The sequence below is a fragment of the Thalassospira permensis NBRC 106175 genome (genome assembly GCF_000714555.1).
Lineage (GTDB): Bacteria > Pseudomonadota > Alphaproteobacteria > Rhodospirillales > Thalassospiraceae > Thalassospira > Thalassospira xiamenensis.
The window spans coordinates 43,870-67,683 of record NZ_AUNC01000056.1 but is presented as its reverse complement, the minus strand read 5'-3'; the positions used below and the strand labels follow the sequence as shown (position 1 = coordinate 67,683).

General features: G+C 55.5%; 24 protein-coding genes. 20 read left to right on the top strand and 4 right to left on the bottom strand.

All coding sequences use genetic code 11. The features are described from left to right. The first annotated feature begins 419 nt into the window (after positions 1–419). The 13 genes from SMB34_RS18015 (at position 420) to SMB34_RS17955 (ending at position 12,663) form a co-directional block, all read left to right on the top strand. On the top strand, positions 420–956 hold the full coding sequence (locus SMB34_RS18015; protein ID WP_037992169.1) for a division/cell wall cluster transcriptional repressor MraZ: 537 nt from the start codon (positions 420–422) through the stop codon (positions 954–956). Then, positions 956–1,939, top strand: a complete 984-nt coding sequence (gene rsmH / locus SMB34_RS18010) for a 16S rRNA (cytosine(1402)-N(4))-methyltransferase RsmH (RefSeq protein ID WP_051682406.1) — start codon at positions 956–958, stop codon at positions 1,937–1,939. Before SMB34_RS18015 ends, rsmH begins: the two co-directional genes overlap by 1 nt. After that, positions 1,936–2,379 (top strand): cell division protein FtsL, encoded by a 444-nt coding sequence (gene ftsL / locus SMB34_RS18005; RefSeq protein ID WP_007089735.1) that lies wholly within the window; start codon positions 1,936–1,938, stop codon positions 2,377–2,379. The genes rsmH and ftsL overlap by 4 nt, the downstream gene beginning before the upstream one ends. Further along, entirely contained in the window at positions 2,376–4,094 is a 1,719-nt protein-coding gene (locus SMB34_RS18000) for a peptidoglycan D,D-transpeptidase FtsI family protein (RefSeq protein ID WP_007089736.1), read from the top strand. The genes ftsL and SMB34_RS18000 overlap by 4 nt, the downstream gene beginning before the upstream one ends. Beyond that, positions 4,081–5,541 carry a UDP-N-acetylmuramoyl-L-alanyl-D-glutamate--2,6-diaminopimelate ligase gene (locus SMB34_RS17995; RefSeq protein ID WP_037992168.1) on the top strand — a complete coding sequence of 487 codons (1,461 nt, stop codon included), beginning with the start codon at positions 4,081–4,083 and terminating at the stop codon, positions 5,539–5,541. The genes SMB34_RS18000 and SMB34_RS17995 overlap by 14 nt, the downstream gene beginning before the upstream one ends. 65 nt (positions 5,542–5,606) lie before the next feature. Continuing rightward, a complete protein-coding gene (locus SMB34_RS17990) occupies positions 5,607–7,037 on the top strand; it encodes a UDP-N-acetylmuramoyl-tripeptide--D-alanyl-D-alanine ligase (protein WP_037992167.1) in 1,431 nt (476 codons plus the stop codon). A gap of 24 nt (positions 7,038–7,061) precedes the next feature. Next, on the top strand, positions 7,062–8,150 hold the full coding sequence (mraY, locus tag SMB34_RS17985; RefSeq protein WP_037992165.1) for a phospho-N-acetylmuramoyl-pentapeptide-transferase: 1,089 nt from the start codon (positions 7,062–7,064) through the stop codon (positions 8,148–8,150). Between the two features lie 27 nt (positions 8,151–8,177). Continuing rightward, complete coding sequence (gene murD / locus SMB34_RS17980; protein ID WP_037992164.1) at positions 8,178–9,587, top strand: UDP-N-acetylmuramoyl-L-alanine--D-glutamate ligase; 1,410 nt, start codon at positions 8,178–8,180, stop codon at positions 9,585–9,587. Continuing rightward, on the top strand, positions 9,584–10,726 hold the full coding sequence (gene ftsW / locus SMB34_RS17975; protein ID WP_037992162.1) for a putative lipid II flippase FtsW: 1,143 nt from the start codon (positions 9,584–9,586) through the stop codon (positions 10,724–10,726). Before murD ends, ftsW begins: the two co-directional genes overlap by 4 nt. Positions 10,727–10,892: 166 nt before the next feature. After that, positions 10,893–11,231 carry a type II toxin-antitoxin system RelE/ParE family toxin gene (locus tag SMB34_RS17970; RefSeq protein WP_037992161.1) on the top strand — a complete coding sequence of 113 codons (339 nt, stop codon included), beginning with the start codon at positions 10,893–10,895 and terminating at the stop codon, positions 11,229–11,231. After that, positions 11,228–11,506 (top strand): helix-turn-helix domain-containing protein, encoded by a 279-nt coding sequence (locus SMB34_RS17965; RefSeq protein ID WP_037992159.1) that lies wholly within the window; start codon positions 11,228–11,230, stop codon positions 11,504–11,506. Before SMB34_RS17970 ends, SMB34_RS17965 begins: the two co-directional genes overlap by 4 nt. 136 nt (positions 11,507–11,642) lie before the next feature. Continuing rightward, the gene (locus tag SMB34_RS17960) at positions 11,643–12,107 is read left to right on the top strand and encodes a GNAT family N-acetyltransferase (RefSeq protein ID WP_037992158.1); all 465 of its coding nucleotides are present in this window, start codon (positions 11,643–11,645) and stop codon (positions 12,105–12,107) included. Between the two features lie 184 nt (positions 12,108–12,291). Continuing rightward, positions 12,292–12,663: a hypothetical protein gene (locus SMB34_RS17955; RefSeq protein ID WP_037992157.1), complete on the top strand. Its 372-nt coding sequence runs from the start codon at positions 12,292–12,294 to the stop codon at positions 12,661–12,663. A 384-nt stretch (positions 12,664–13,047) separates the two neighbouring features. On the opposite strand, the gene SMB34_RS17950 is transcribed toward SMB34_RS17955, so the two are convergent. Both SMB34_RS17950 and SMB34_RS21085 read right to left on the bottom strand, forming a co-directional pair. Beyond that, on the bottom strand, positions 13,048–13,491 hold the full coding sequence (locus tag SMB34_RS17950; protein WP_156962711.1) for a hypothetical protein: 444 nt from the start codon (positions 13,489–13,491) through the stop codon (positions 13,048–13,050). Positions 13,492–13,774: 283 nt separating this feature from the next. Then, positions 13,775–14,083, bottom strand: coding sequence for a hypothetical protein (locus tag SMB34_RS21085; RefSeq protein WP_156962710.1), 309 nt, complete (start codon positions 14,081–14,083; stop codon positions 13,775–13,777). Positions 14,084–14,719: 636 nt separating this feature from the next. On the opposite strand from SMB34_RS21085, the gene SMB34_RS17945 reads away from it, so the two are divergent. From SMB34_RS17945 to SMB34_RS17920, 6 genes are all read left to right on the top strand, one after another. Next, on the top strand, positions 14,720–14,956 hold the full coding sequence (locus tag SMB34_RS17945) for a hypothetical protein (RefSeq protein WP_205618067.1): 237 nt from the start codon (positions 14,720–14,722) through the stop codon (positions 14,954–14,956). A 315-nt stretch (positions 14,957–15,271) separates the two neighbouring features. Beyond that, entirely contained in the window at positions 15,272–16,471 is a 1,200-nt protein-coding gene (gene murG / locus SMB34_RS17940) for an undecaprenyldiphospho-muramoylpentapeptide beta-N-acetylglucosaminyltransferase (protein ID WP_051682415.1), read from the top strand. An 11-nt stretch (positions 16,472–16,482) separates the two neighbouring features. Next, positions 16,483–17,892, top strand: a complete 1,410-nt coding sequence (gene murC, locus SMB34_RS17935; RefSeq protein WP_037992154.1) for a UDP-N-acetylmuramate--L-alanine ligase — start codon at positions 16,483–16,485, stop codon at positions 17,890–17,892. Between the two features lie 34 nt (positions 17,893–17,926). Further along, complete coding sequence (gene murB / locus SMB34_RS17930; protein ID WP_037992152.1) at positions 17,927–18,871, top strand: UDP-N-acetylmuramate dehydrogenase; 945 nt, start codon at positions 17,927–17,929, stop codon at positions 18,869–18,871. Next, positions 18,868–19,782 carry a D-alanine--D-alanine ligase gene (locus tag SMB34_RS17925; RefSeq protein WP_037992151.1) on the top strand — a complete coding sequence of 305 codons (915 nt, stop codon included), beginning with the start codon at positions 18,868–18,870 and terminating at the stop codon, positions 19,780–19,782. The genes murB and SMB34_RS17925 overlap by 4 nt, the downstream gene beginning before the upstream one ends. Beyond that, the gene (locus SMB34_RS17920; protein ID WP_037992150.1) at positions 19,770–20,639 is read left to right on the top strand and encodes a cell division protein FtsQ/DivIB; all 870 of its coding nucleotides are present in this window, start codon (positions 19,770–19,772) and stop codon (positions 20,637–20,639) included. The genes SMB34_RS17925 and SMB34_RS17920 overlap by 13 nt, the downstream gene beginning before the upstream one ends. 119 nt (positions 20,640–20,758) lie before the next feature. Here SMB34_RS17920 and SMB34_RS17915 read toward each other — a convergent pair whose 3' ends face one another. Beyond that, positions 20,759–21,730: a 2-hydroxyacid dehydrogenase gene (locus SMB34_RS17915; protein WP_037992266.1), complete on the bottom strand. Its 972-nt coding sequence runs from the start codon at positions 21,728–21,730 to the stop codon at positions 20,759–20,761. A gap of 107 nt (positions 21,731–21,837) precedes the next feature. Then, on the bottom strand, positions 21,838–22,599 hold the full coding sequence (locus tag SMB34_RS17910) for a GntR family transcriptional regulator (RefSeq protein WP_037992148.1): 762 nt from the start codon (positions 22,597–22,599) through the stop codon (positions 21,838–21,840). 172 nt (positions 22,600–22,771) lie between these two features. Here SMB34_RS17910 and SMB34_RS17905 point away from each other — a divergent pair, with 172 nt between their 5' ends. Then, entirely contained in the window at positions 22,772–23,797 is a 1,026-nt protein-coding gene (locus tag SMB34_RS17905) for a TRAP transporter substrate-binding protein (protein ID WP_037992147.1), read from the top strand. Positions 23,798–23,814: the final 17 nt, after the last annotated feature.

Below are 23,814 nucleotides of genomic sequence, written 5' to 3'. Positions count from 1 at the left end.
AACGATCAAATGCCAATCCCCGAAGCCGGGATCGGCCCCCAAACCGGATCATCGCCATGTTGCGTGAAATGCCTCTCCGTCATCCCGTCAAATCCCATGCCGATCAAAAAAGGTCTGCGAATGGATTTGCATGGGCGCGCGTGGGGGCATCTATGGGCTTTCATGGGCAACAGGTAAAAATCACCCGGAAAACGGTTACTTTTGGCCCATTTTCACCCCATTACGATCTGCCGCAAAGCCGCAGGAAACCACATTATCACCCTATTTGATCCCATCAATTCCCATTGACCCCCATCAAATCCCATGGTACCCCATAACTAGGCACATTTACGGTGTCATGCGGGGCATATCCATTTCGGCGCGGAAACTGATCACTCTCTGGCGGTTCGAAATGGTTTTTTGATCAGGGGAATGGCGAAGTGCTGTTCACAGGAACGCACATTCACAAGCTGGACCGAAAAGGGCGCGTCTCCGTGCCCAAGCGGTTCCGCGCGACCCTGGAACGCGAAACCTTCGCTGGCATCTATCTGTATCAATCCCACAAGGAAGCCGCCCTTGAAGGCTGTGGCGAAAGCCACATGGACCGCATTGCCGCGTCGATTGACGAACTCGCGATGTTCTCGGACGAGGCCGACGACCTTGCCGATACCATTCTTGGCGCATCCCACATGCTGCCGTTTGACGGCGAAGGCCGCATCATCCTGCCCCCGGAACTGATCGAATTCGCCCGCATCGAAGATCAGGTCGCCTTTGTCGGCCGTGGCCGCACCTTCCGCATCTGGAACCCGGAAATCTTCAAACCGCTGCAGGACGCCAGCCGCACCCGCACCTTCAATCGCGGATCGACCCTCAAACTCAAACCGGCATCCGATTTCGCGCCGGGCAGCCGCCCCGCTGCCCCGACCGGCGAAATCGCCCCGGATGAAGAGGGACCAGATGATGGGGGGAGCGCGTGATGAGCATCCATGACCTCAGCTTCGCCACAGGCGATGGCCCGCACAAGCCGGTGCTATTGCGCGAAGTTCTCGATGCCCTGGCCCCCAGGGCGGGCGAGATCATGGTGGACGGCACTTTTGGCGCGGGTGGATATTCCCGCGCCATTCTCGATCATGCGGACTGCGAACTTTACGCCATTGACCGCGACCCGACCGCCGTTGCCACCGGAAGAGCAATGGAAGCCGATTATGCCAATCGCTTCCACATGCTCGAAGGCTGCTTTGGCGATATGGGCACCCTTCTGCCCGCTGCTGGCGTTGATCAGGTTGACGGCATCGTCCTTGATATCGGCGTATCCTCCATGCAGCTTGATCAGGCCGACCGCGGATTTTCCTTCCGCGAAGACGGGCCGCTCGATATGCGCATGTCGATGTCCGGCCCGACGGCGGCTGATTTCATCAACACCGCCGACGAAGAAGACATCGCCAACGTCATCTATCGCTATGGCGAGGAACGCGCATCGCGCAAGGTCGCGCATAAAATCATTGAAATGCGCGCCGAGGCCCCGTTTGAAACCACCCTGCAACTGGCCCGCGCGGTGCGGTCGGTCGTGCGCAAATCCAAGGACGGCATTGATCCCGCCACCCGCACCTTCCAGGGCCTTCGCATTTACGTCAATGACGAGCTCGGCGAACTCGAACGCGCCATGCAGGCGGCTGAAAACCTGCTCAAACCCGGTGGCCGTCTGGTGGTCGTGACCTTCCATTCGCTCGAAGACCGCAGTGTCAAAACCTTCATGAAGGAACGGTCCGGCGATCCGTCGAAAATGTCGCGCCGCCTTCCGGGCGAGCCAGAGGTCGCAACCCCGACCTTCACCACCCTCACCCGCAAGGCCGTGACCGCGCAAAAAGATGAACTGCGCGCCAATCCGCGTGCGCGTTCGGCCAAACTGCGCGCGGTTGCCCGCAATGAACAGCCAGCAACTCAAGGGGGGCGCAAATGACCCGCGCCATGACCTTTATCGGACTGTTTCTGACCATCGTTATTGGGGCTGGCACCTATTGGGTGTCGCACGAAGTCGAACGCCTTGAAAAACGCTATTCCGCCATTCAGTCGGAAATCCTCAATGAACAGGAAAGCATCCACGTCCTCGAAGCGGAATGGAGCTACCTGAACAATCCGCAACGCATCGAAAGCCTGGCCAAGACTTACCTTAAACTCGATCAGATCGCCCCGCTTCAGATGGCCAGCATCGATGACCTGCCTGAAGACGCCGATCTGCATCAATACCGTCTTGATAAATTCGGCGAGGCCGTCGCCTTCCTGCCGGTCCCGCGTGCGCGCCCCGATGAACTGGCCCCGGACGAGGCCGCCGAAGCCATGATCATCAATGCCCCCTCCCTTGCCGCAACCCGGTCCGATGCGCAGGAGGGCGGACAATGAGCTTCCATCGTTTCTCATACTGGCTGCGCGGTGACCGCCCGGAACTCAGCCCCGACCAACGCGAACGTCACGCGATTGAAACCGCGCGCAACCGCATCTTCATTACCGGTGCGATGTTTGCCGTTGGCTTTGTCTGGATCACGGCGGGTCTGGTCGATGCCACCGTTCTGCGTCAGGGCAACGAACCCGAAATGGCATCGGGATCGGATACCCGCGAACTTAAAACCGAACGCGCCGATATCGTTGATCGCAACGGCATGCTGATTGCGACCGATCTTCCGACCAATTCGCTTTATGCCGATGCGCGCGTGATCAAGGACCCGGTCGGATCGGCTGATCAATTGCTGACCGTCCTGCCCGAACTCGATCGCGATACCCTGATCCGTCATTTAAGCTCGCAAAAGGCCTTCGTCTGGATCAGGCGCAATCTGACGCCTGAACAGCAATATGCCGTCAACTCGCTGGGCGTGCCGGGGCTTAATTTCCAGCGCGAAGAACGCCGCGTCTATCCGCATGGTCGCCTGTTTGCCCATGTGCTGGGCTTTACCGATATCGACAATAACGGCATCGCCGGTGTCGAACGCAAGTTTGATAACGAACTGCGCATCAATAACGGCCCGCTGCAACTCTCCCTTGATACCCGCATTCAATACGCGCTTGAGGAAGAAGTCGAAAGCGCGATGAAAACCTATGATGCGGTCGGGGCGACCGGCATGGTCATGGATATCTATACCGGCGAAGTGCTCGGCATGATGTCGCTGCCCGATTTTGATCCGCACCGCCCCGGTCAGGCCCCCGCCGACGCGCGCTTTAACCGCGCAACGCTGGGCGTTTATGAAATGGGCTCGGTGTTCAAACTGTTTAACACCGCCATTGCGCTTGAAACCGGTACGGTCAATCTGCAAAGCATGTATGACGCCTCCCAGCCGATCCGCGTCGGGCGCTTCGCGATTAGCGACTATCGCGGCGAAAACCGCTGGTTGTCGGTCGCCGAAATCATCAAATATTCGTCAAACATTGGGTCGGCCCGCATCGCCCTTGATTTCGGGACCGAGACCCAGCGCAAATATCTCAAGAAATTCGGTATTCTCGATACCCCGAAAATCGAGCTGCCCGAAGTCGGTTCCCCGCTTGTGCCCAATCCGTGGCGCGAAGTGAACACCATGACCATTTCCTTTGGTCATGGTCTTGCCGTGACACCCCTTCAGGTTGTCAGCGGCATTTCCGCCCTTGCAAATGGCGGCATTTTGCGCCCGGCAACGATCCTCAAACAGGACGGTGCACCGGCGGGCGAACGTATTATTTCCCGGCAAACCTCGGACAAGATGCGGCGTTTGATGCGCCTCGTCGTGACCGATGGATCGGGCAAAAAGGCTGAAGTTCCGGGTTACTTCCTTGGGGGTAAAACCGGGACGTCGGAAAAACTCGTGAACGGGCGCTATGTCAAGAACGCCCGCATGTCGACCTTTGTCGCCGCCTTCCCGATGCAGGACCCGAAATATGTGGTTCTGGTGACGCTGGACGAGCCCAAAGGCACAAAAGAAACCTATGGATTTGCCACAGCCGGTTGGGTGTCCGCCCCGGCAGTAGGCAAGGTTGTGACACGTATTGCTCCCCTTCTGGGCATTGAACCGGCGAATGCGAAGGCGCCGGAGATTGAGCAAGCGCTGCAGATCGACCTTCGCAAGGGGGAGCGCAAACTTGCGTCTTTCTGAACTCATGGCAGGTGATCAAGCGGCACTTAAACATGCCGACGGACAGGACCCGAACATTACGGGCCTGACAGCAGACTCACGCACCGTGAAGGATGGCTATCTGTTTGCCGCCCTGTCTGGTGCCAAAACCGACGGATCGAAATATATCGACGATGCGATCCGTCTTGGTGCGGCCGCCATCCTGGCAAAGGACGGCACGCCCAAACCCGTCGCCGCAACGGTTCCGCTGATCCCGGTGGAAAACCCGCGACAGCGTTACGCCCAGCTGGCCGCGCGTTTTTATGGCAAACAACCGGCCAATATCGCGGCGATCACGGGGACGAACGGCAAAACCTCCACCGCCGTTTTCACCGAACAGCTCTGGACCATCATGGGCAATATGTCGGGCTCCATCGGAACCCTTGGCATTCGTGCCGCCGGGGCCAAAATCCCCGGCTCGCTGACCACGCCCGATCCGGTGGCACTCCATCAAAGCCTTAATGAAATGGCTGAAATCGGTGTCACCCACGTCGCGATGGAAGCCTCCTCGCACGGGCTTGATCAGCATCGTCTTGACGGGGTGAAAGTCACGGTTGCCGCCTTTACCAACCTGACCCGTGATCACCTTGATTATCACGGCAATTTCGAAAAATACTTCGCCGCCAAGGCCCGCCTGTTTGCCGATCTTCTGGCCGAAAACGGCACGGCAGTTCTCAATGCCGATGTCCCGCAATTCAAAATCCTGCGCTCGATGTGCGAAGGACGCGGCATTTCGGTGATGTCCTATGGCCTGGCCGCCGATGACATCAAACTGCTCGAAGCCAAGCCCGATGCCACCGGCACCAAGCTCAAGCTCGCCATCGAAAAGGGCGAATATGGTGTGCATCTGCCGCTGATGGGTTCGTTCCAGGTGATGAACGCGCTTGCCGCCCTTGGCATCGTCATTGCGTCGGGGGCTGATGTCGATGATGCGGTTGCCGCCCTTGAAAAGCTCGAAGGTGTGCGGGGCCGCATGGAACTGGTTGGCAAAACCAGCTTCGGCGCGCCGGTCTTTGTCGATTACGCCCACACCCCTGATGCGCTTGAAACCGTGATCAAGGCTGTCCGTCCGCATGCCAAGGGCCGCATCATCTGCGTCTTTGGCGCAGGCGGGGACCGTGACACCGGGAAACGCCCGGAAATGGGCCGCGTGGTCAAGGAAAACGCTGATATCGCCATCATCACCGATGACAACCCCCGAAGCGAAGACCCCGCCAAAATCCGCGCTGCGATCAAGGCCGCCTGCGACGGTGCGGTTGAAATCGGTGACCGGGCCGAGGCGATCAAACGCGGCATCGGCATTCTGCAACGCAACGATATTCTTATTATTGCCGGAAAAGGCCATGAAAGAGGCCAGATTGTCGGCGATACGGTTCTGCCGTTCGATGATGCCGCGGTCGCGCGCAACATCCTTCTGGGCGGTAACTGATTGATTTTAAAACCAGCCACGACGCCAAAGATCGTGCTGGATGCGGATACGAAAGAAACCCAAAAATGACCAAGGCTGTTTTATGGACGGCAAAAGACGCCGAAAAAGCCACCGGGGGCAAGGCAACCGGCAACTGGCAGGCGTCCGGCGTATCAATTGACAGCCGCAAGGCCGCAAAGGGCGATCTGTTTATCGCGCTCAAAGGCCCCAATTTCGATGGTCACAAATTCGCCCAGGCCGCCCTTGATAACGGTTGTGCCGCCGCCATGGTGTCGGACACCAAAACCCTTGGCAATGGCGCACCGGCCCTTGTGGTCGATGATACGCTCGATGCCATGGTCCGCCTTGGCCTTGCCGGGCGCGAACGCAGCACCGCCAAAATCGTCGCGATCACCGGCTCTGTCGGCAAAACCGGCACCAAAGAGGCCCTTAAATACGTTCTGAACGAACAGGGCCAGACCCACGCCAGCCCCGCCAGCTTCAACAATCATTGGGGTGTCCCCATGAGCCTCGCCACCCTGCCGGTGGCAGCCGAATATGGCGTGTTTGAAATCGGCATGAACCATCCCGGCGAAATCAGCCCGCTTGTGAAAATGGTCCGGCCCAAGGTCGCCCTGATCACCACGGTCGTCGGCGCGCATACCGAATTCTTCAAGGACGAGGCCGAAATCGCGCAGGCCAAGGCTGAAATCTTCGATGGCCTGGATACCGACGGCACCGTGATCCTCAACCGCGACAACATGCATTATTTTGCATTGGCGCGGCGCGCCAAGGAACTCGGCATTAAAAACATCAAATGCTTTGGCACCGATGCCATGGCCGATTACCGCCTGTTCGAAGCCAACATTGTCGCCAATGGTTCTGCCGTGCGCGCCCGCATTGGGGGCCGCGATATCGAATATTTCATCGGCTGCCCCGGCGAACACTGGGTCATGAACTCGCTTGCGGTTCTCGCCTGCGTTGATGCAATCGGCGGCGATGTGCTGCGCGCCGCACAGGATCTGGCCGATTTCACCCCGCCCGCCGGCCGCGGCGAAACCCACATTCTGCCGCTGCCCAATGGGGCTGATGGCACCTATACCCTGATTGACGATGCCTATAACGCCAACCCGACCTCGATGATGGCGGGTTTAAGCGTGCTGGCCCAAAGCAAACCCGAAGGATCGGGGCGCAAAATCGCGGTTCTGGGCGATATGCGCGAACTGGGCGATGATGCGCAAAAACTGCATGCAGACCTGCATCAGCCGCTGGTTGCCCTTGGCATCGAACGTGTTTATACGGTCGGCCCGTTAATGGCCAACCTGACGGAAACCCTGCCTGCCGACCTTCTTGCTGGCCATTTTGACACCGCCGAAGACGCAATCGCGCCGATCAAGGCCGATTTGCAGGCCGGTGACGTGGTTTTGATCAAAGGATCGCTTGGCATTTACGTTTCGAAAATTGTCTCGGCCTTAAAATCATCGGATGGCGCATCTGGCGCCGCATCCAAAAACTAAGACGCAGAAGGAACCCCCGGGGCGATGCTCTATAATCTGCTTTATCCGCTGGCCGACCAGTTTCCGATCTTCAACCTGTTTCGTTACATCACGTTTCGGACCGGCGGGGCGATTATCACATCCCTTATTCTGGCCTTCGTGCTGGGCCCGTCCCTGATCAACTGGCTGCGCTCCAAACAAAGCGAAGGCCAGCCGATCCGCGATGACGGCCCCGAAAGCCACCTTCTGACCAAAAAGGGCACGCCAACCATGGGCGGCCTTTTGCTGTTGCTGTGCACCTCCATCGGCACATTGCTGTGGGCGGATCTGTCCAATGCCTATGTCTGGGCGGTGCTGCTGGTCACCATCGGCTATGGCTTCCTTGGCTTCCTTGATGATTTCCTGAAAGTATCGAAGAAAAACACCAAGGGCCTGCCGGGCAAACTGAAACTGCTGGGGCAATTTTCCATTGCTGCGGCGGCTGCATGGTGGATTTCCACCAACACCGCCGATCCGCTCTCGACCGCACTGGCCTTCCCGTTCTTTAAAAACTACCTGCTTGATCTCGGCTGGTTCTTTGTGCCCTTTGCGATGTTTGTCATGGTCGGCGCGTCCAACTCCGTCAACCTGACCGACGGCCTTGATGGCCTTGCCATCGTGCCCGTGATGATTGCCGCGGCCAGCTTCGCGCTCATCACCTATCTGATCGGCAACATCCAGTTTGCCGAATACTTACAGGTCCACTATGTCGCCGGATCGGGCGAACTGACCATCTTCCTCGGTGCCCTTGTCGGCGCGGGTCTTGGCTTCCTGTGGTATAACGCCCCACCTGCGATGGTGTTCATGGGCGATACCGGGTCGCTGGCCCTCGGCGGTGCGCTCGGTGCGGTTTCGGTTGTCACCAAACACGAACTGGTCCTTGCCATCATTGGCGGTCTGTTTGTCCTTGAAACCCTGTCGGTGATCATTCAGGTCGGCTCGTTCAAACTGACCGGCAAACGCGTATTTCGCATGGCGCCGCTGCATCACCATTTCGAAAAAAAGGGCTGGCAGGAACCGACCATCGTCATCCGCTTCTGGATCATCGCCGTCATTCTGGCCCTTGTCGGGCTGGCCACACTTAAACTCCGTTAAACTCCGTTAAGTTAAGGACACCCCGCCTTGATCGACCTGTCACATCTGCGCGGCAAAACCATCGCGGTTCTGGGTCTGGGAAAATCCGGCCTGGCCAGTGTCAAGGCACTGGTCAATGGCGGGGCCATCGTCTGGGCGTGGGATGACAATGCCGAAAGCCGTGGCCAGCTGGAGGCCTTTGGCCTCGCCCCGATCAATCTGGCGGAATGTGACTGGACCGAACCCGACATGCTGGTCATCAGCCCCGGCATCCCGTCCACCTTCCCGACCCCGCACCCGGCGGCTGAAAAGGCCCGCCGTGCGGGCAAGCCGATCATCTGTGATGTCGAACTGCTCTGCACCGCCCTTCCCGACGTGCCCAGCATCGCGATCACCGGCACCAACGGCAAATCAACCACGACGGCCCTTACCGCCCATATCCTGTCGAACGCCGGGATCAAGACCCAGGCGGGTGGTAATCTCGGCAATCCGGCCCTGGGCTTTGATCCCGCCGGTGCGGACGATTGCTTTGTGCTTGAACTCTCCTCCTATCAGCTCGAACTGCTTCATGACGCCAGTTTCGATGCCTGTGGTTTGCTCAACATTACCCCCGATCATCTGGATCGGCATGGCGGCATGGATGGCTATATTGGGGCCAAACGCCTTGTCTTTGCGCGCAACAAGGGCCCGAAATGGGCGGTGATCTCGGTCGATGATGATCCGTGCGCGCGCATGGCGGTCGAACTCGCCCGCGAAGGTGGTCGGCGCGTGATCGAGGTCTCGGTCCATAAACCCACCCCGCATGGCATTTACGTTGAAAATGGCTGGCTGATCGATGACCTCACGGGCGCACAAACCCGGATCATGGATCTGGTCACGGTTGCCCATATGCCCGGCGTCCATAACTGGCAAAATATCGCGTTTGCCTATGCCCTTTGCCGGGCGCGCGGGGTGGCGGCATCCCAGATCATCGAAGGCATCATGACCTTCCCCGGCCTCGCCCATCGGCAGGAACGGCTGGGCATGGTCGATGGCGTCACCTTTGTGAATGACAGCAAGGCCACCAACGCCGAAGCCACCGCCAAGGCCCTTTCGGCCTATCGCGACATCTACTGGATTTTGGGTGGCAAGCCCAAGGAAGGCGGCATTGACGGCCTTCAGGCGTTTTATCCGCAGATCAAAAAGGCCTATCTGATCGGTGCGGCCGCCGATGCCTTTGCCGAAACATTCGGCAATGATCTGCCATGGCAGAAATGCGAAACCCTTGATCGCGCCACGGCGGCGGCCTTCCTTGATGCCAAGGACGCCATCCAGTCGCGTGCGGTCGATATGCCGGTCGTGCTGCTCTCGCCGGCCTGCGCATCGTTCGATCAATTCAAAAGTTTCGAAGCCCGCGGCGATGCCTTCCGCGATCTGTTTATCGCACTGGCCAATACCGCCGGGCAGGAGAAACCATGAAATCCCTGTTTGGCAACAGCAACAGCAACATCGCCTTTTCACGTGCCGATACCTCGGTACTTGGCATCTGGTGGTGGACGATTGATCGCTGGATGCTGGCCGCCGTGATCCTGCTGATGGGGATCGGCGCACTGCTCGTCATGTCGGCAAGCCCGCCGGTGGCGGACCGCATCAATGTCGACAGCTTCCATTTCGTCCGTCGCCAGTTCGTGTTTCTCGGTCTGGCCGCGATCTGCGCCTTTGGCATTTCGCTGCTCTCGATCAAATGGGTGCGGCGTCTGGCCTCGATCATGTTTCTGGGCGTCATCTGCCTTCTGATCATCACCCCGTTCGTGGGTTCCGAGATCAAGGGGGCGGTGCGCTGGATTCATCTGGCCGGGATCACCCTGCAACCCTCCGAATTCCTCAAACCGGCCTTTGCCGTCGTCATTGCATGGATGCTCTCCGAAGGCCGGCTTAACCCGAACTTCCCCGGCTATATCGTCTCCTGCATGCTGCTTGCGACCTGCATCATCTTACTCATGATCCAGCCCGATTTTGGCCAGACCGTCGTGGTCACCGCCATCTGGTCGACGCAGATTTTCCTCGCGGGCCTGCCGATGGTGCTGGTCTTTGGTCTTGGCATGGGTGTGGTTGGCCTGGCGGTCGGTGCCTATCTGATCCTGCCGCACGTGCAGTCGCGTGTGGACCGCTTCCTTGATCCGGCATCGGGCGACAACTATCAGATCGACCGCTCGATGGAGGCCTTCATGAATGGCGGCCTGATGGGTCAGGGCCCCGGCGAGGGATCGGTGAAAAACTTCCTGCCCGACGCCCATTCCGACTTCATCTTTGCGGTCGCGGGCGAAGAATTCGGCCTTCTGTTCTGCGTGCTTGTGGTGGGCGTCTTCAGCTTCGTCATCATGCGCGGCCTCTCGCGCCTGATGGGCGAACGCAACCTGTTTGTCGTCCTTGCCGTCACCGGCATTCTGGTCCAGTTCGGCCTGCAGGCGGTAATCAACATGGCCTCCACCCTGCAACTCGTCCCGCCAAAGGGCATGACCCTGCCGTTTATCTCATACGGCGGCTCCGCCACCGTCGGCATCGCAATCGGCATGGGCTTCGTTCTGGCCTTAACGCGCAAACGTCCGGGCGAATGACGCCCGCCACCGCCCGGCCCCACACCCCACAAACCCCACCGCCCCTCCCGCAAAGCGGGAGTCCATCTCGCCAAATGTTCTTCACGTCCGCATCCGGCCTTTTTGGCATTGACGCCACCGTCAATAAAGCGGATCATGCACCTTACACGGTACAGATCAGGATCATATGAAGAAACTTGAAGCACGTTTCTTCCGGACCCTTGGCGGGATTGAACCTGTCCGGGAATTTCTCAAGGAACTTGCGCCGCAAGACCGCAAAACGCTCGGCATGGACATCGCCACCGTGGAATATGGCTGGCCTGTCGGCATGCCAGCCTGCCGGTCACTCGGCAAAGGTCTTTGGGAAGTCCGCAGCAACATTTCCGACAAAAGGATTGTCAGGGTTGTTTTCTGCATCGCCGACGGACAAATGCTTTTGCTTCATGCCTTCATCAACAAAACGCAAAAAACGCCCCAAACCGACTTTGACCTTGCTCTGACGCGCAAGAAGGAACTGGAACAATGACCAACCATACTGGCTCTTCTTTTGACGACTTCCTCGAAGAAGAAGGCATTCGCGAAGAAGTCGAAACCGTGGCCATCAAGCGGGTTCTGGCGTGGCAACTGCGTCAGGAAATGGAAAAGCAGAATCTGAGCAAGGCCGAAATGGCCCGCCTGATGAAAACAAGCCGCACCCAGCTTGAACGCCTGCTTGATGACACCAACGACAAGGTGCAGCTCGACACGATCCAGCGCGGCGCCAAGGCCGTCGGCCGCACGCTCAAGCTCGAACTGGTCTAAGCCTCCGCGCTTCCACCCTAACCGCCCCTCCCGCGAAAGCGGGAGTCCAGCCTGCCCCTTCCTCAAAAACACCAGCCTTGATTGACTTTTAGCGATACAGTACCCGTACCTGTTCGCCCCAACCCAAGGCCCCACCATGATCGATATCCAGCACGCCAACCCCCGCCACCGCACCGGATGGGAACGTCTCTGGCGGCAAAACATCATCCAGTTCGGCGCACCCGATATGACCGATGATGTGATTGATGGCCTCTGGCAGCGCATCCTTGACCCCGGCCACCCGATGCAGGCTTGGCTGGCACTGGATGCTGACCAAGATGATGATGACCAATCCGTCATCGGACTGGCACACCTGATCATCCATCCGCACACCTTCACGCTGCGCAATGTCGCCTATCTCGAAGATTTCTGGGTATCCCCCGATCACAGAAGCCGCGGCATCGGCGGCCTGATGATGGATGCCCTGCAAGAACAGGCAAAACAAAACAACTGGCTCCGCCTCTACTGGCTCACCGCCAGCGACAACCACGGCGCCCAGCGCCTCTATGATCGGCTGGCGAAACGGGTTGATTCGGTGCTGTATAAGATTGATACGGCATAAAATATAGGTATCAAAACGGCCCAACATCTGGTGCAATAGGTTCTCGCCTACACGGGAATAATCACCCCCCGAAAGAGAACTGCCCCCTTATTTCCCGTTTCTTCCTCTTATTCGCGATAGAATGACCGTGGTTTGATGAAATTTGCTTCAATACCACCTACTTTTTCACATTCAAGGTAAAATTATGAATGAATATTTTGAATGGAATAAATTCTCAGATTTATATCTGGAAGACAGCTATGTGACTAATATAATTGAATATAAAGATACCCTGACATTCAATATGGAATTTGTCTTAACGGAGAGACATCCGCTATACACACATCCACTGTTTAACGAAAAATACTGTTACCATACTGGTAAGATAATTTTCTTAGGAGTTTCATCTATAAAATGGATAAGAAAATCAAAGAAAAATTTTGAAGATGCTAAAGGAGAACTGGATTGTGGCAACATTGACTATCTTAATTTATCAGCGGAAAATGTATATAAAGTTGGCGGAGACTGGGGGGAATTGGAGATCATTTCTTCTGAAATTGATCTAACTCTCGACTGAAAATTCAAGAAACCGAGTATCATTTCTATTTGAAAATTTTCCAAAAGATATTGCATAAGATTGATGCGGTTTAAAATTGCGTCGCAAACCACCTAAAGCAGTTAGGCACTCATCGCACCAACATCACCGAATAGAAAAATACGCAAGCCGCAGGTCTCTCCAATGGAAAACAAATACGCTAGTATGACAGTGAATGAACGTCTTTATTTGAGCGGCTTGATGGATGAATTTGATGAGGCGGTTCAAAAAAAGAAACGGAAACGGTTCGCACCATTCTGGAAAAGGTACATCTCACGGAAGGGTCGATAAAATCAATTCTGGAAGAATTGAAGATGTAGAGTGCCATCAGGAGACAACATTTAATCCTTTCGGAAACAATAACCTTCAAGAAAATATCGAATCCTGCTCCCTGACTATCCTCCCCCAAAACTCATCCACCAACTTAGATTGGCTGGAAAAATTACTTAAAATATTTTCCTCACAAACCACACAATATGCTTCTTTCTCACCTGTCATATTTATACTGGGTAACGTACGACTATCATCCCACCCAAGCCTCTTGACTATTTCCTGCAAATGATACCGAACTACCTTGCCATCACAACCATAGTACCCTTCAGGAAACTCGCCATTCTTCATCCTTACAATCAACGTAAAAACGGTGCACTCACGCCAATCTATTTCAAACTCAATAGCGATACTCCTTTCTTTTATATACACCCTTGTGGAATACGTTTCATCGACAACACCTAAAGATGAAAATTCGCATCCACACAAAACACTCAGTCTGGCCTTTATTTGTTCCAACACTATTTCTTTAATCTTCATCTCAGAACTCGGCTCCACTATCATCCCTCACCAGCCGAACCAAAATGAGGCTGCCTGCAGCCACAATCGCCAGGCCCCTCAAAACACAAAATGGACAACGCTAAAAATCTCCATAGCCAATATACTCAATAAAAAATAAACCATGCCGAGAATTTACCTTCATTGGAAAAATACTTTAGATACCATCAACCAAATTTCGAGATAAATCAGGCAGTAAAATGGGGCAGTTTTTTCTTTTTATTCCACAAACCCAAACGCCATAACACCCCAAGCAAGATAAAAACTATAATTTTCTCAAAATTCCAACAGCCAACACTTTATATCCACTTAAAAATTCAAGCGGCTCTCCATCTTCTAAAAAATAAATAGGGAGAGATGCATCCGAGTTAAAACGACCTAACGCTTTCCCTTGATATGTATTTTCATTGAATTCCACTTCCTCCCACTGAATGTCGTGAGAACATGACAAAAAATATTCATAGTATTTTTGCCACCGGATAGAAGTTCTCATATTTACAAATGGAGAAAAAGACACCCCTCCAACTGACATAGGTATCCATACGAAATCAAAATTGATAACTTTCTCTTTCATTTATTTACTTTCACGCCCATCAATTCATTACAAACAAAACAGAATATCGAATCTTTATCATTTATGATATCGTATTTAAACACAACACCACATATATGTTATCGCTCTTTATATTTAGATACCCGAAGTTAATCAGAGAATTTTTTTGAAAAATTTTAAATCCGTCTAACTTTAACCAACAAACAGCTTATCGATCAGAACATCTAAGATTAATCCTAGCTCAGTCATTTTGTAATCGCTGTCGAATCCAACTTCATCTAGAAGATCGATACAACGCTCCCGCAAATCTTCTGCCGGATAAAACGGGACAGCCCCCTTTTATTCTGGGGTTAACTTTCTAGCGAAAGTTCGGCGTTCGAAAAAACTAGATGAAATTGGAACAATCACTACTCGTACTACCAAAAATAAAACTCGTCTGGGAGGTGAACCGGGAGAGCCAGGTGTAAAGATCACTTATAAAGATGGTACTGAATTTGATATGACTCGAAATCGGGTTAAATAAACGGAAATTAATCCATATAGGACAGATCGGCATCATCCTAAACGTTTTGAGGATGCTTTAGATAAGAAAGTGATAAAGAGAGCGCCTACTAAAGAATAACTTGATTGGTTTGATAGTATTGATTGGTGAAAAATATGATTGATTCAAAAACGGGAAAACGCATTTTCGTATTAATTGACGATAATTCTGGGCCTTACATCAGGGTTTCAACTTGGAATGATGCTGATGCTTTAGAGGAATTATTGTCAGATAAATACGATGTATTGTATGAAATAAAACCCCCGAAGATTTCAGAGAAGATGGCGGGAAGGAGTATTATTTTGGAAATGCTGCCGACCCTGAGAAGTTACAAAGGATTCTCGATGAAATAATTCTTTGATTTTGGAAAATGGGCGCAGTCCCCTTTTAGATGAAAACCATAGGAAACGGGGACAGATTCATTTGTTGATGGAGCGGCAGTGCCCAAAAGGTAATCGACATTCGCATTACATGCGTATGATCCGCACTAAAAAAAGTAAAAAAGGGGACAGATTTATTTCTTAAGTCCGTTCTCAATATCCGAACAATCCCGCAAAAACTTCTGCATTAAAACGACAAAATCCGCCGCTATAACCGGCCCGCTTGAAGGGATGTTAACCTTTCTCGGGTTCTGATAGGGGCAAACCGTCGTTGCATATGTGGATCTGATGACCGACATCCAGAATATTGAAGTTTCCCCGATGGAACACCCGTTGGCAGGACAGGTGATCGCCCTGACATCGGGCGGCACCGGCGGCCATATGTTTCCGGCGGTTGCACTGGCGCGCGCCCTTGTCCGGCGTGGCGCGCACGTGCTGTTTTTCACCGATGCCCGGGCTTCGCGCTATACCGAGGGGGTCGAGGGGGTTGAAACCATCATCCTGCCGGCGGGCGGCATTGCCGGAAAGGGTCTTAAGGGCCGCATTACCGGCGCGCTCCGCCTTGGCCTTGGCACGATGAAGGCGCGCGCGCTTTTGAAAAAATCCCGTCCCGCTGCCGTCATCGGCTTTGGCGGTTATGCCTCGATCCCGGCAACGCTTTCGGCCAAATGGCTTGGCATTCCCTTTGCCATTCATGAACAGAACGCGGTTCTGGGCCGGGCCAACAGGATGGTTGCGGGGGCGGCACATCGCATCGCGACATCCTTCCCGACGGTCAAACTGATCGCGCCCAATGACGCGGCCAAGGTCATCTGGACCGGCAACCCGATCCGCCACGAGGTCGCCGCCCTCGCCAGCACCGAATATGACGCCCCGACATCCGAGGGCCCCGTCCGCCTGCTGATTACCGGCGGGTCGCAGGGTGCGCGCGTTCTGTCCGAAATTCTGCCCGCCGCACTGGTCGCCCTGCCCCGTGATTTGCGCAACCGTCTGATCGTGACCCAGCAGGCACGATCTGAGGACCTTGAAGCAGTACGCAAGACCTATGAGGGTTCGGGCATTGATGTGACGCTGGCATCCTTTATCGAGGATATCCCCGAACGTCTGCGCGACTGCCATCTGGTGATTGCCCGCTCGGGGGCATCCACCGTGGCCGAACTGACCGCAGCCGGTCGTCCGGCCCTTCTGGTGCCGCTGCCAAGTGCGATTGACGATCACCAGCGTTTCAACGCCCAGCAGGTCGAAGAAGCAGGGGGCGCGTGGCTGTTGCCACAGGACCGATTTACAACAGAGATTTTAAGCGAACGTTTGACCAAGCTTCTGCAAAACCCGGCCGCACTCACCCGTGCCGCCAAGGCTGCCAAGGCAACCGGCCGCCCCAATGCCGCCGAACGGCTGGCCGACATGGTGCTGGATCTGCTGGGGCTGAACCCGGCCGGTAGCCCCGATCACGATAACATGACACAGAAAGACCCCCAGAAGGTATGAGGAGACATTCCATGAACACCCTGCCGCTCAACATCGGCACCATCCATTTTGTCGGTATTGGTGGCATCGGCATGTCCGGCATTGCCGAAATCCTGCACAACCTTGGTTACACCGTGCAGGGGTCCGATATTTCCGACAATGCCAATGTGCAGCGCCTGCGCGATCTGGGGATCAGGGTTTTCGTCGGCCATCAGGCCGCCAATGTCGAAGACGCCAAGGTGGTGGTGATCTCCACCGCCGTGAAGCCTGATAACCCCGAAGTCGTCGCCGCACGTGCCGATATGATCCCGGTGGTGCGCCGCTCTGAAATGCTGGCCGAACTGATGCGGCTCAAGGCCGCGATTGCGGTGGGCGGCACGCACGGCAAAACCACCACGACCTCGCTGGTTGCCACCATGCTGGACGCGGCCGGGCTTGACCCGACCGTGATCAATGGCGGCATCATCAATTCATATGGCACCAATGCGCGTCTTGGCGATGGTGACTGGATGGTGGTCGAGGCCGATGAGTCCGATGGCACGTTCGTCAAGGTCCCCTCGACCATTTCGGTCGTGACCAATATCGACCCGGAACATCTTGATCACTGGAAAAACTTTGATCAGCTGCGCGAGGCCTTCAAGAACTTCGTTCAGAACATCCCGTTCTATGGCTTTGCGGTTCTGTGCATCGACCATCCCGAAGTCCAGGCCCTGATCGGCAAGGTCACGGATCGCCGCATCTTTACCTTTGGCTTCTCCCCACAGGCCGATGTCCGCGCGGTCAATGTCCGCACCGAAATCGGCCAAAGCACCTTTGACGTCGTCATTCGCGAACGGGTCGATAGCGCCGAACGCGTGATCAGGGATGTCCGCCTGCCGATGGTTGGCGATCATAACGTGTCAAACTCGCTGGCCGCGATCACGGTCGCTCTCGAACTTGGCATTCCTGACGATAAAATCGTCTCCGCCTTTGACGGTTTCACCGGCGTCAAACGCCGCTTTACCAAAACCGGCGAGGTTGATGGTGTGACCATCATCGATGATTACGGCCACCACCCGGTCGAAATCAAGGCGGTGCTGAAGGCCGCCCGCAAGGCAACCGGCAACAACGTCATCGCCGTGGTTCAGCCGCACCGCTATTCGCGCCTGCATGACCTGTTCGAGGAATTCTGCACCTGCTTTAACGACGCCGACAGCGTGATCGTCGCCGATGTTTACGAAGCTGGCGAAAGCCCGATTGAAGGCGCATCACGCGACGCGCTGGTCGAAGGGCTTCGCAATCGCGGCCACCGCCATGTATCGGCCCTTGAAGGCCCCGAAGCACTGGCAAGCATGATTGCCAAGGAAGCCAAACCGGGCGATCTGGTCGTCTGCCTGGGTGCCGGATCGATCAGCGCATGGGCCAACGCCCTGCCCGCACAGCTTGAAGCGCTTAAGAACTGAAACCGAAACCTGAAACGGATTTGACGAGTTTGTCATGAGCACGCCGGGACATCACACACCGCTTATTGATCGCCTGCCAAAGGTACGCGGCAAGCTGCGCGAAGGCGCACAATTGTCCAAGGTCACCTGGTTTCAGGTCGGCGGCCCGGCCGATGTGATGTTCCGACCCGCTGATGAAATGGACCTTGCCGACTTCCTGAAAAACCGGCCCGAAAACCTGCCGGTCACCGTGATCGGGGTCGGCTCAAACCTGCTGGTCCGTGATGGCGGCATTCGCGGCGTGGTCGTCCGCCTGGGTCGGCCCTTTACCGATGCCATCATCAAGGACGGCGAAATTCACGCCGGCGCCGGTGCGCTTGACCTGAACGTTGCCCAAATCGCACGCGATGCCGGGATTGCCGGACTTGAGTTTCTATCTGGCATTCCGGGCACCATTGGCGGCGCACTTCGCATGAATGCCGGGGCCTATGGTGCCGAAATCAAGGATGTGCTGGTCAGTGCCAATGCGATTGACGGCAATGGCGATCTGCATACCGTCACCGCCAAGGCGATGGATATGACATATCGCCATTGCGGCCTTCCCGAAGACTGGATTTTCACATCCGCCATCCTGCGTGGCAAGCCCGGCGACCCGGCCGAGATCACCAAACGCATGGATGAAATACACGAAGCGCGCGCCGGATCACAGCCGATCAAATCACGCACCGGCGGATCGACCTTCGCCAATCCCCTGCCGGACCGCGCATGGGAAGTCATTGATGCCGCCGGGTGCCGGGGGCTGACGATTGGCGGCGCACAGATGTCGCCACAACACTGCAATTTCATGATCAATCTGGGCACTGCCACCGCCCTTGATCTCGAAGAACTCGGCGAAACCGTGCGCGAGCGCGTGAAAAAACATTGTGGCGTCGATCTGCGCTGGGAAATCCGGCGCATCGGCGACCGACTGGGACACTCGATCATAGGAAAAGACGCATGAGCAAGCATGTCGCCGTCATTTATGGCGGCTGGTCCGCAGAACGCGAAGTTTCCCTGTCCTCGGGCTCGGAATGCATCAAGGCGCTGCGTGAAAAGGGCTATCGCGTCACCGAAATTGATGCCGGTCGCGATCTGGCCGCACAGCTTGCCGCGATTGATCCCAAACCCGATGTCGTATTCAACGCCCTGCATGGCCGCTGGGGCGAGGATGGCTGCGTGCAAGGGTTGCTTGAAATCATGGGCATTCCCTATACCCATTCGGGCGTGCGCGCATCCTCCATCGCTATGGATAAAATGTCGGCCAAGGCAATGTTCATGGAATATGACATCCCCTGCGCCCGTCACGTCTGGGTCTCGCGCGATGAAATCGCTGCGGGTAATGCCCTGCCCCCGCCCTATGTCCTGAAACCCAATAACGAAGGGTCATCCGTCGGAGTGGAAATCATCCTGACGGCCGAGGAAGAACAGAACATGCTGGCGCGCGAATGGATGCATGGCGATGGCGTGATGCAGGAAGAATTCATTCCCGGACGTGAAATGACCGTCGCGGTCAAGGATGGCAAGGCGATGGAAATCATCGAAATCATGACCGGCAATCATGCCTTTTATGATTTTGAATCAAAATATGTCGCGGGTGGGTCCGAACATATCATCCCGGCCGATATCCCCGGCGACCTTCGCGCCAAAATTCAGGATTGCGCCGAAAAGGCCTATCGTGCGCTCGGCTGTCGCGGGATTGCACGCGCCGATTTCCGCTATGACCCGGCCGAGGACCGCGTTGCGATCCTTGAAATCAACACCCAGCCCGGCATGACGCCGACATCGCTTGTCCCCGATGCCGCCCGTCATGACGGTCTAAGCTTCGCCGACATTGTCGCCTGGATGGTCGAGGACGCCTCATGCGAGCGTTAGGAACCCTCGAAGAACAGGCCCGCGAACGCCGCGAGAAGCTTCAACAGCAGCACGGCGTTGGTGCCAACCTGAAAAAACTGGTGCGTGTTTTCTGGTGGTCAAGCCTCACGGCCCTGCTGATCGCCGGGCCCTTTGCGCTATGGTATACCGGCAAGGCCGAAAAATGGTATGCGGTCGCCGAGGTGGAGGCGATCCGCCTTTCCGCCGAATTTGGCATGACGGTCAAAAACATCGAAGTCCGCGGGCGTGAAAAAACCGACCCCGAAGCCCTTCTGGCCGCCATCGGCCAGAAGCCCGGCACCCCGATTGTCACCTTTGATGTCGATGCCGCGCGTGAACGCATTGAACAGCTTTCCTGGGTGCGCGATGCGATTGTCGAACGCCGCCTGCCCAATCGCCTTATCGTCTCGATCACCGAACGCCAGCCCGTCGCCCTGTGGCAGACCGATACCGGCCATGTGGTGATTGATGCCGACGGGGCGCAGCTTCAGAATTATGAACTGGGCGACTATCTTGACCTGCCGGTCGTGGTTGGGGCGGACGCCCCCGAACATGCCAGCGAAATGCTGACCACGCTCAAATCCATCCCGCGCCTGTTTGACATGGTCAGCGGCGCACAGCGCATCGGCAACCGCCGCTGGAACATCCAGCTTGCCAACGGCATGTTCATCCGCCTGCCCGAGGACAACATCGACAAGGCCTGGGCCCGCCTCGATCAGCTTGATCAGGAACACCACATCCTGTCACGCGACGTGCTGATCGTCGATCTGCGCCTGCCTGATCGCACCTTCGTGCGCCTGACACCGGGCGCTGCCGAACAACGCCGCAACCCGCCAAAAAAAGGTAACGCGGCCTAGGGCCGCGTAACGCTTTCTCTAAAAAAAAGACCCGGAGCAAAAGGGCGACTTCTGCTCCGGGGATAGCCGGTCGGTCGAAAATCAACCGTCCGGCCGGTGGGCGATGCGGTCAAACGACCTTATTTTGCAATCCGATTGACTGGTGCCAATCCCTGACAGATACGGTTGACGTTATCTGCCATGACATTTCTGCGCCGTTCAATCGTGCCATGGGTCCAGCCCGACATGTGGGGCGTCATTGTAATGTTGCCGAGTTCATGAAACGGCAGGCGGGAGGGATAGGTCACCGCGTCCGGTCCGCTCGGATACTGGTACCATGTATCAATAAAGGCATGTTCGATCAGGCCGTCTTTTAACGCCCCAAACAGCGCCTCTTCATCAACCACACCGCCACGGCCGACATTCATGAAAACCGCAGTCGGCTTCATGCTGGCAAACGCCTTGCCATCAACAAGGCCGGTCGTGTTGGCCGCCAGCGGCAGCGTATTCACGACAACATCCACATGCGCCAGCATTTCCCTGAAATCATCAATCGCATGAAACGCATCGATCTGGCTCTGATCCTCGGGGCGGGAACGGTTGGCAACATGTACCCTCATGCCAAACGCCTTGGCGCGTTGGGCAATCGCCTTGCCGATATGCCCGTAACCAAGAATACCGATTGTGGTACTGCCAAGCTCCGTTCTCATGCCGGACGGGCCACCCGCCCAATATTTCCAATCCCCTTTGCGCAAACGCGCATCGGCATCGCCAAGCGGAACATGACGGGACAGCAACGCACACATCGCATATTCCGCAATCGCAATTTCATGCCCGAAACAATTGCAAAGATCGGCATCCACCGGCAGGTCCGAAACTCGAATACCGTCATAGCCCGCCCCCGGCACCTGATAAAGTTTCAGGTTACGCGGCGTTGGAAAACTGTCATCAAACCTGATGCCGATAATGACATCCGCCGTGGCATAGGCTTCGCGATCCGCCTCACTGCCAAGATGATCGGGCAACAGAACAAGCTCATGCGCCGCATCAAGCAATTCGGCAAAACCGGGATGAAAAGTCGAGGCATTCGCCCCATGGAACACGACCTTCACGAAATCCTCCCATATATGGTTATTATTTTTCGTCTTGATATTTTCTGATATTTCACAAAATTTCAACCGGAAAATTGCAAAAGCCTATTGGCCTTCACGCCCCAATCTCAAAATGGATCAAAGTCCTGCGTCACGTCAAAAATGCTCGGCGCGATACTGCTTTCAAGAACCGGGAACATCGCATCCACAAACTCGATCAGCTTGTCCGACGCAACCAGTGCCTCATCCTTTTTGCCCTCGACAACCGCATTCAGAACATCCAGATGGCTGTCGATGGTCACATCAAGCGATACCCCATCAACCGTCTGCGTATGATAAATCCATCCCAGACGGCGGAAAATAGTATGCAAGGGGCGCAAGGTATATTCAAGAAACGGCTCGCCGCAGGCCGCCAGCATCATCTGATCAATCCGGCGATCAAATTCGTTGAACTCGACAATCGTCATCTTGTCGCGATGCGTTGTCAAAAGCCCGATCAGATGGCGCATCTGACTTCTGTGCGACGTACTCGCCCGCGCACTCGCCAGCGACACGACGAACCTTTCCATATCGCGGCGCAGCCGCAACAGCAAATGGGTGCGTGTCAGGTCAATCGGCGCAATCTGGATGCCCTGGCGGGGCTGAATGATCATAAGGGTATCGGCTGACAGGCGCGTAACCGCCTGATGAACCGGCGTGCGGCTGATACCGGTTGCGGTTTGCAAATCCTGTATGCGCAGATAACTGCCCGGCTTCAATTCACAGGTCACGATAAGTTCTTCAAGCTTGTTATAGGCAAGCTCGTTCAGGTTTTTGCCCCCGCCCGATCCTGTTTTTCCCGGCTCGGAAGAATCGCCCGAAATGGCCCTATCTTTCTGTTTCGACGCCATTATCTCTCTCTGTAATTTCATAAAAAGTCACAATATATTTGTTTTTATTCAATACCATATATACACATTCCCATGGATGGAAAAGTAAAACCTGTTGAAGTTCCCGCTTGATACATGCTACTGATGTTTCGTGAAATATCACAACATGTCACATAAGGGAGGAACCAACGACATGAAAAAACTAACAAAAACATTAACCGCCTTGGCCGCCACCGGCTTTCTGACTTTCACCACATCACAGGCCTTCGCGGCCGACCCGACCCCGCTGCAATTCCAGACACATCACAACGCCTCCTCATTGCAGGGCAAGGCACTGTTGCGGTTTGCCGACCTTGTCAAAGAATATTCCGATGGCACGGTGCAGATCGAAATGCACACCAGCTCGTCGGTCGTCAATTCGAACGAAGCCTTCGAAGCATCCAGTATGGGCATCATTGACGGTGACGCAACCGGTGCGGGCTATATCACCGGCAAAAACCCTGCCTTCCAGTTCTATGGCGACATCATGGGCGGCTACAGCACCCCGGAACAGCTTCTTGGCTGGTACAAGGATGGCGGTCTCGACCTCGCAAACGAGCTGTATCACAAATTTAACATGCATCTTGTTGGTGTGTTCATCGCAACCCCCGAATCACTAAGCTCAACCACCCCGCTTGCCGGGATCAATGATCTTAAGGGCTGGAAATTCCGCTCGCCTCCGGGCATGGAATCCGAAATTTTCCAGAAACTTGGCGCGGGCCCGGTTGTGATGCCGTTTGGCGAGGTGTTCACCGCCATGTCCACCGGCACGGTTTCGGGGGCGGATGCCTCCACACTCGCCGTGAACAAGAAACTCGGCCTCTATGACATCGCAAAATATGCGACCTATCCAGGCTTCCATTCCATGCCAATCGAACATATCGCGATCAATCTGGAAAAATGGAATGCGCTGAACGACACCCAGCAAAAGGCCATGCAGGACGCCATCGCAACGATTGCCCCGGAAGTCATCGCAGAATCAAACAAGCTTGATCAGGAAGCTGCCAAGGAACTGACCGAAGCCGGCGTCACCCTCGAAGACTGGAGCAACGAAGACCGTCTGGCATTCCGCAAGGCAGCACAGGACGTATGGGCCGACTGGGCAACGCGGAGCCCCGAAGCCAAGGCGGCCTATGACGCACATATCGCCTACATGAAGAAAAACGGCATCCTCGACTAACCAGCAAGTCCGTCATT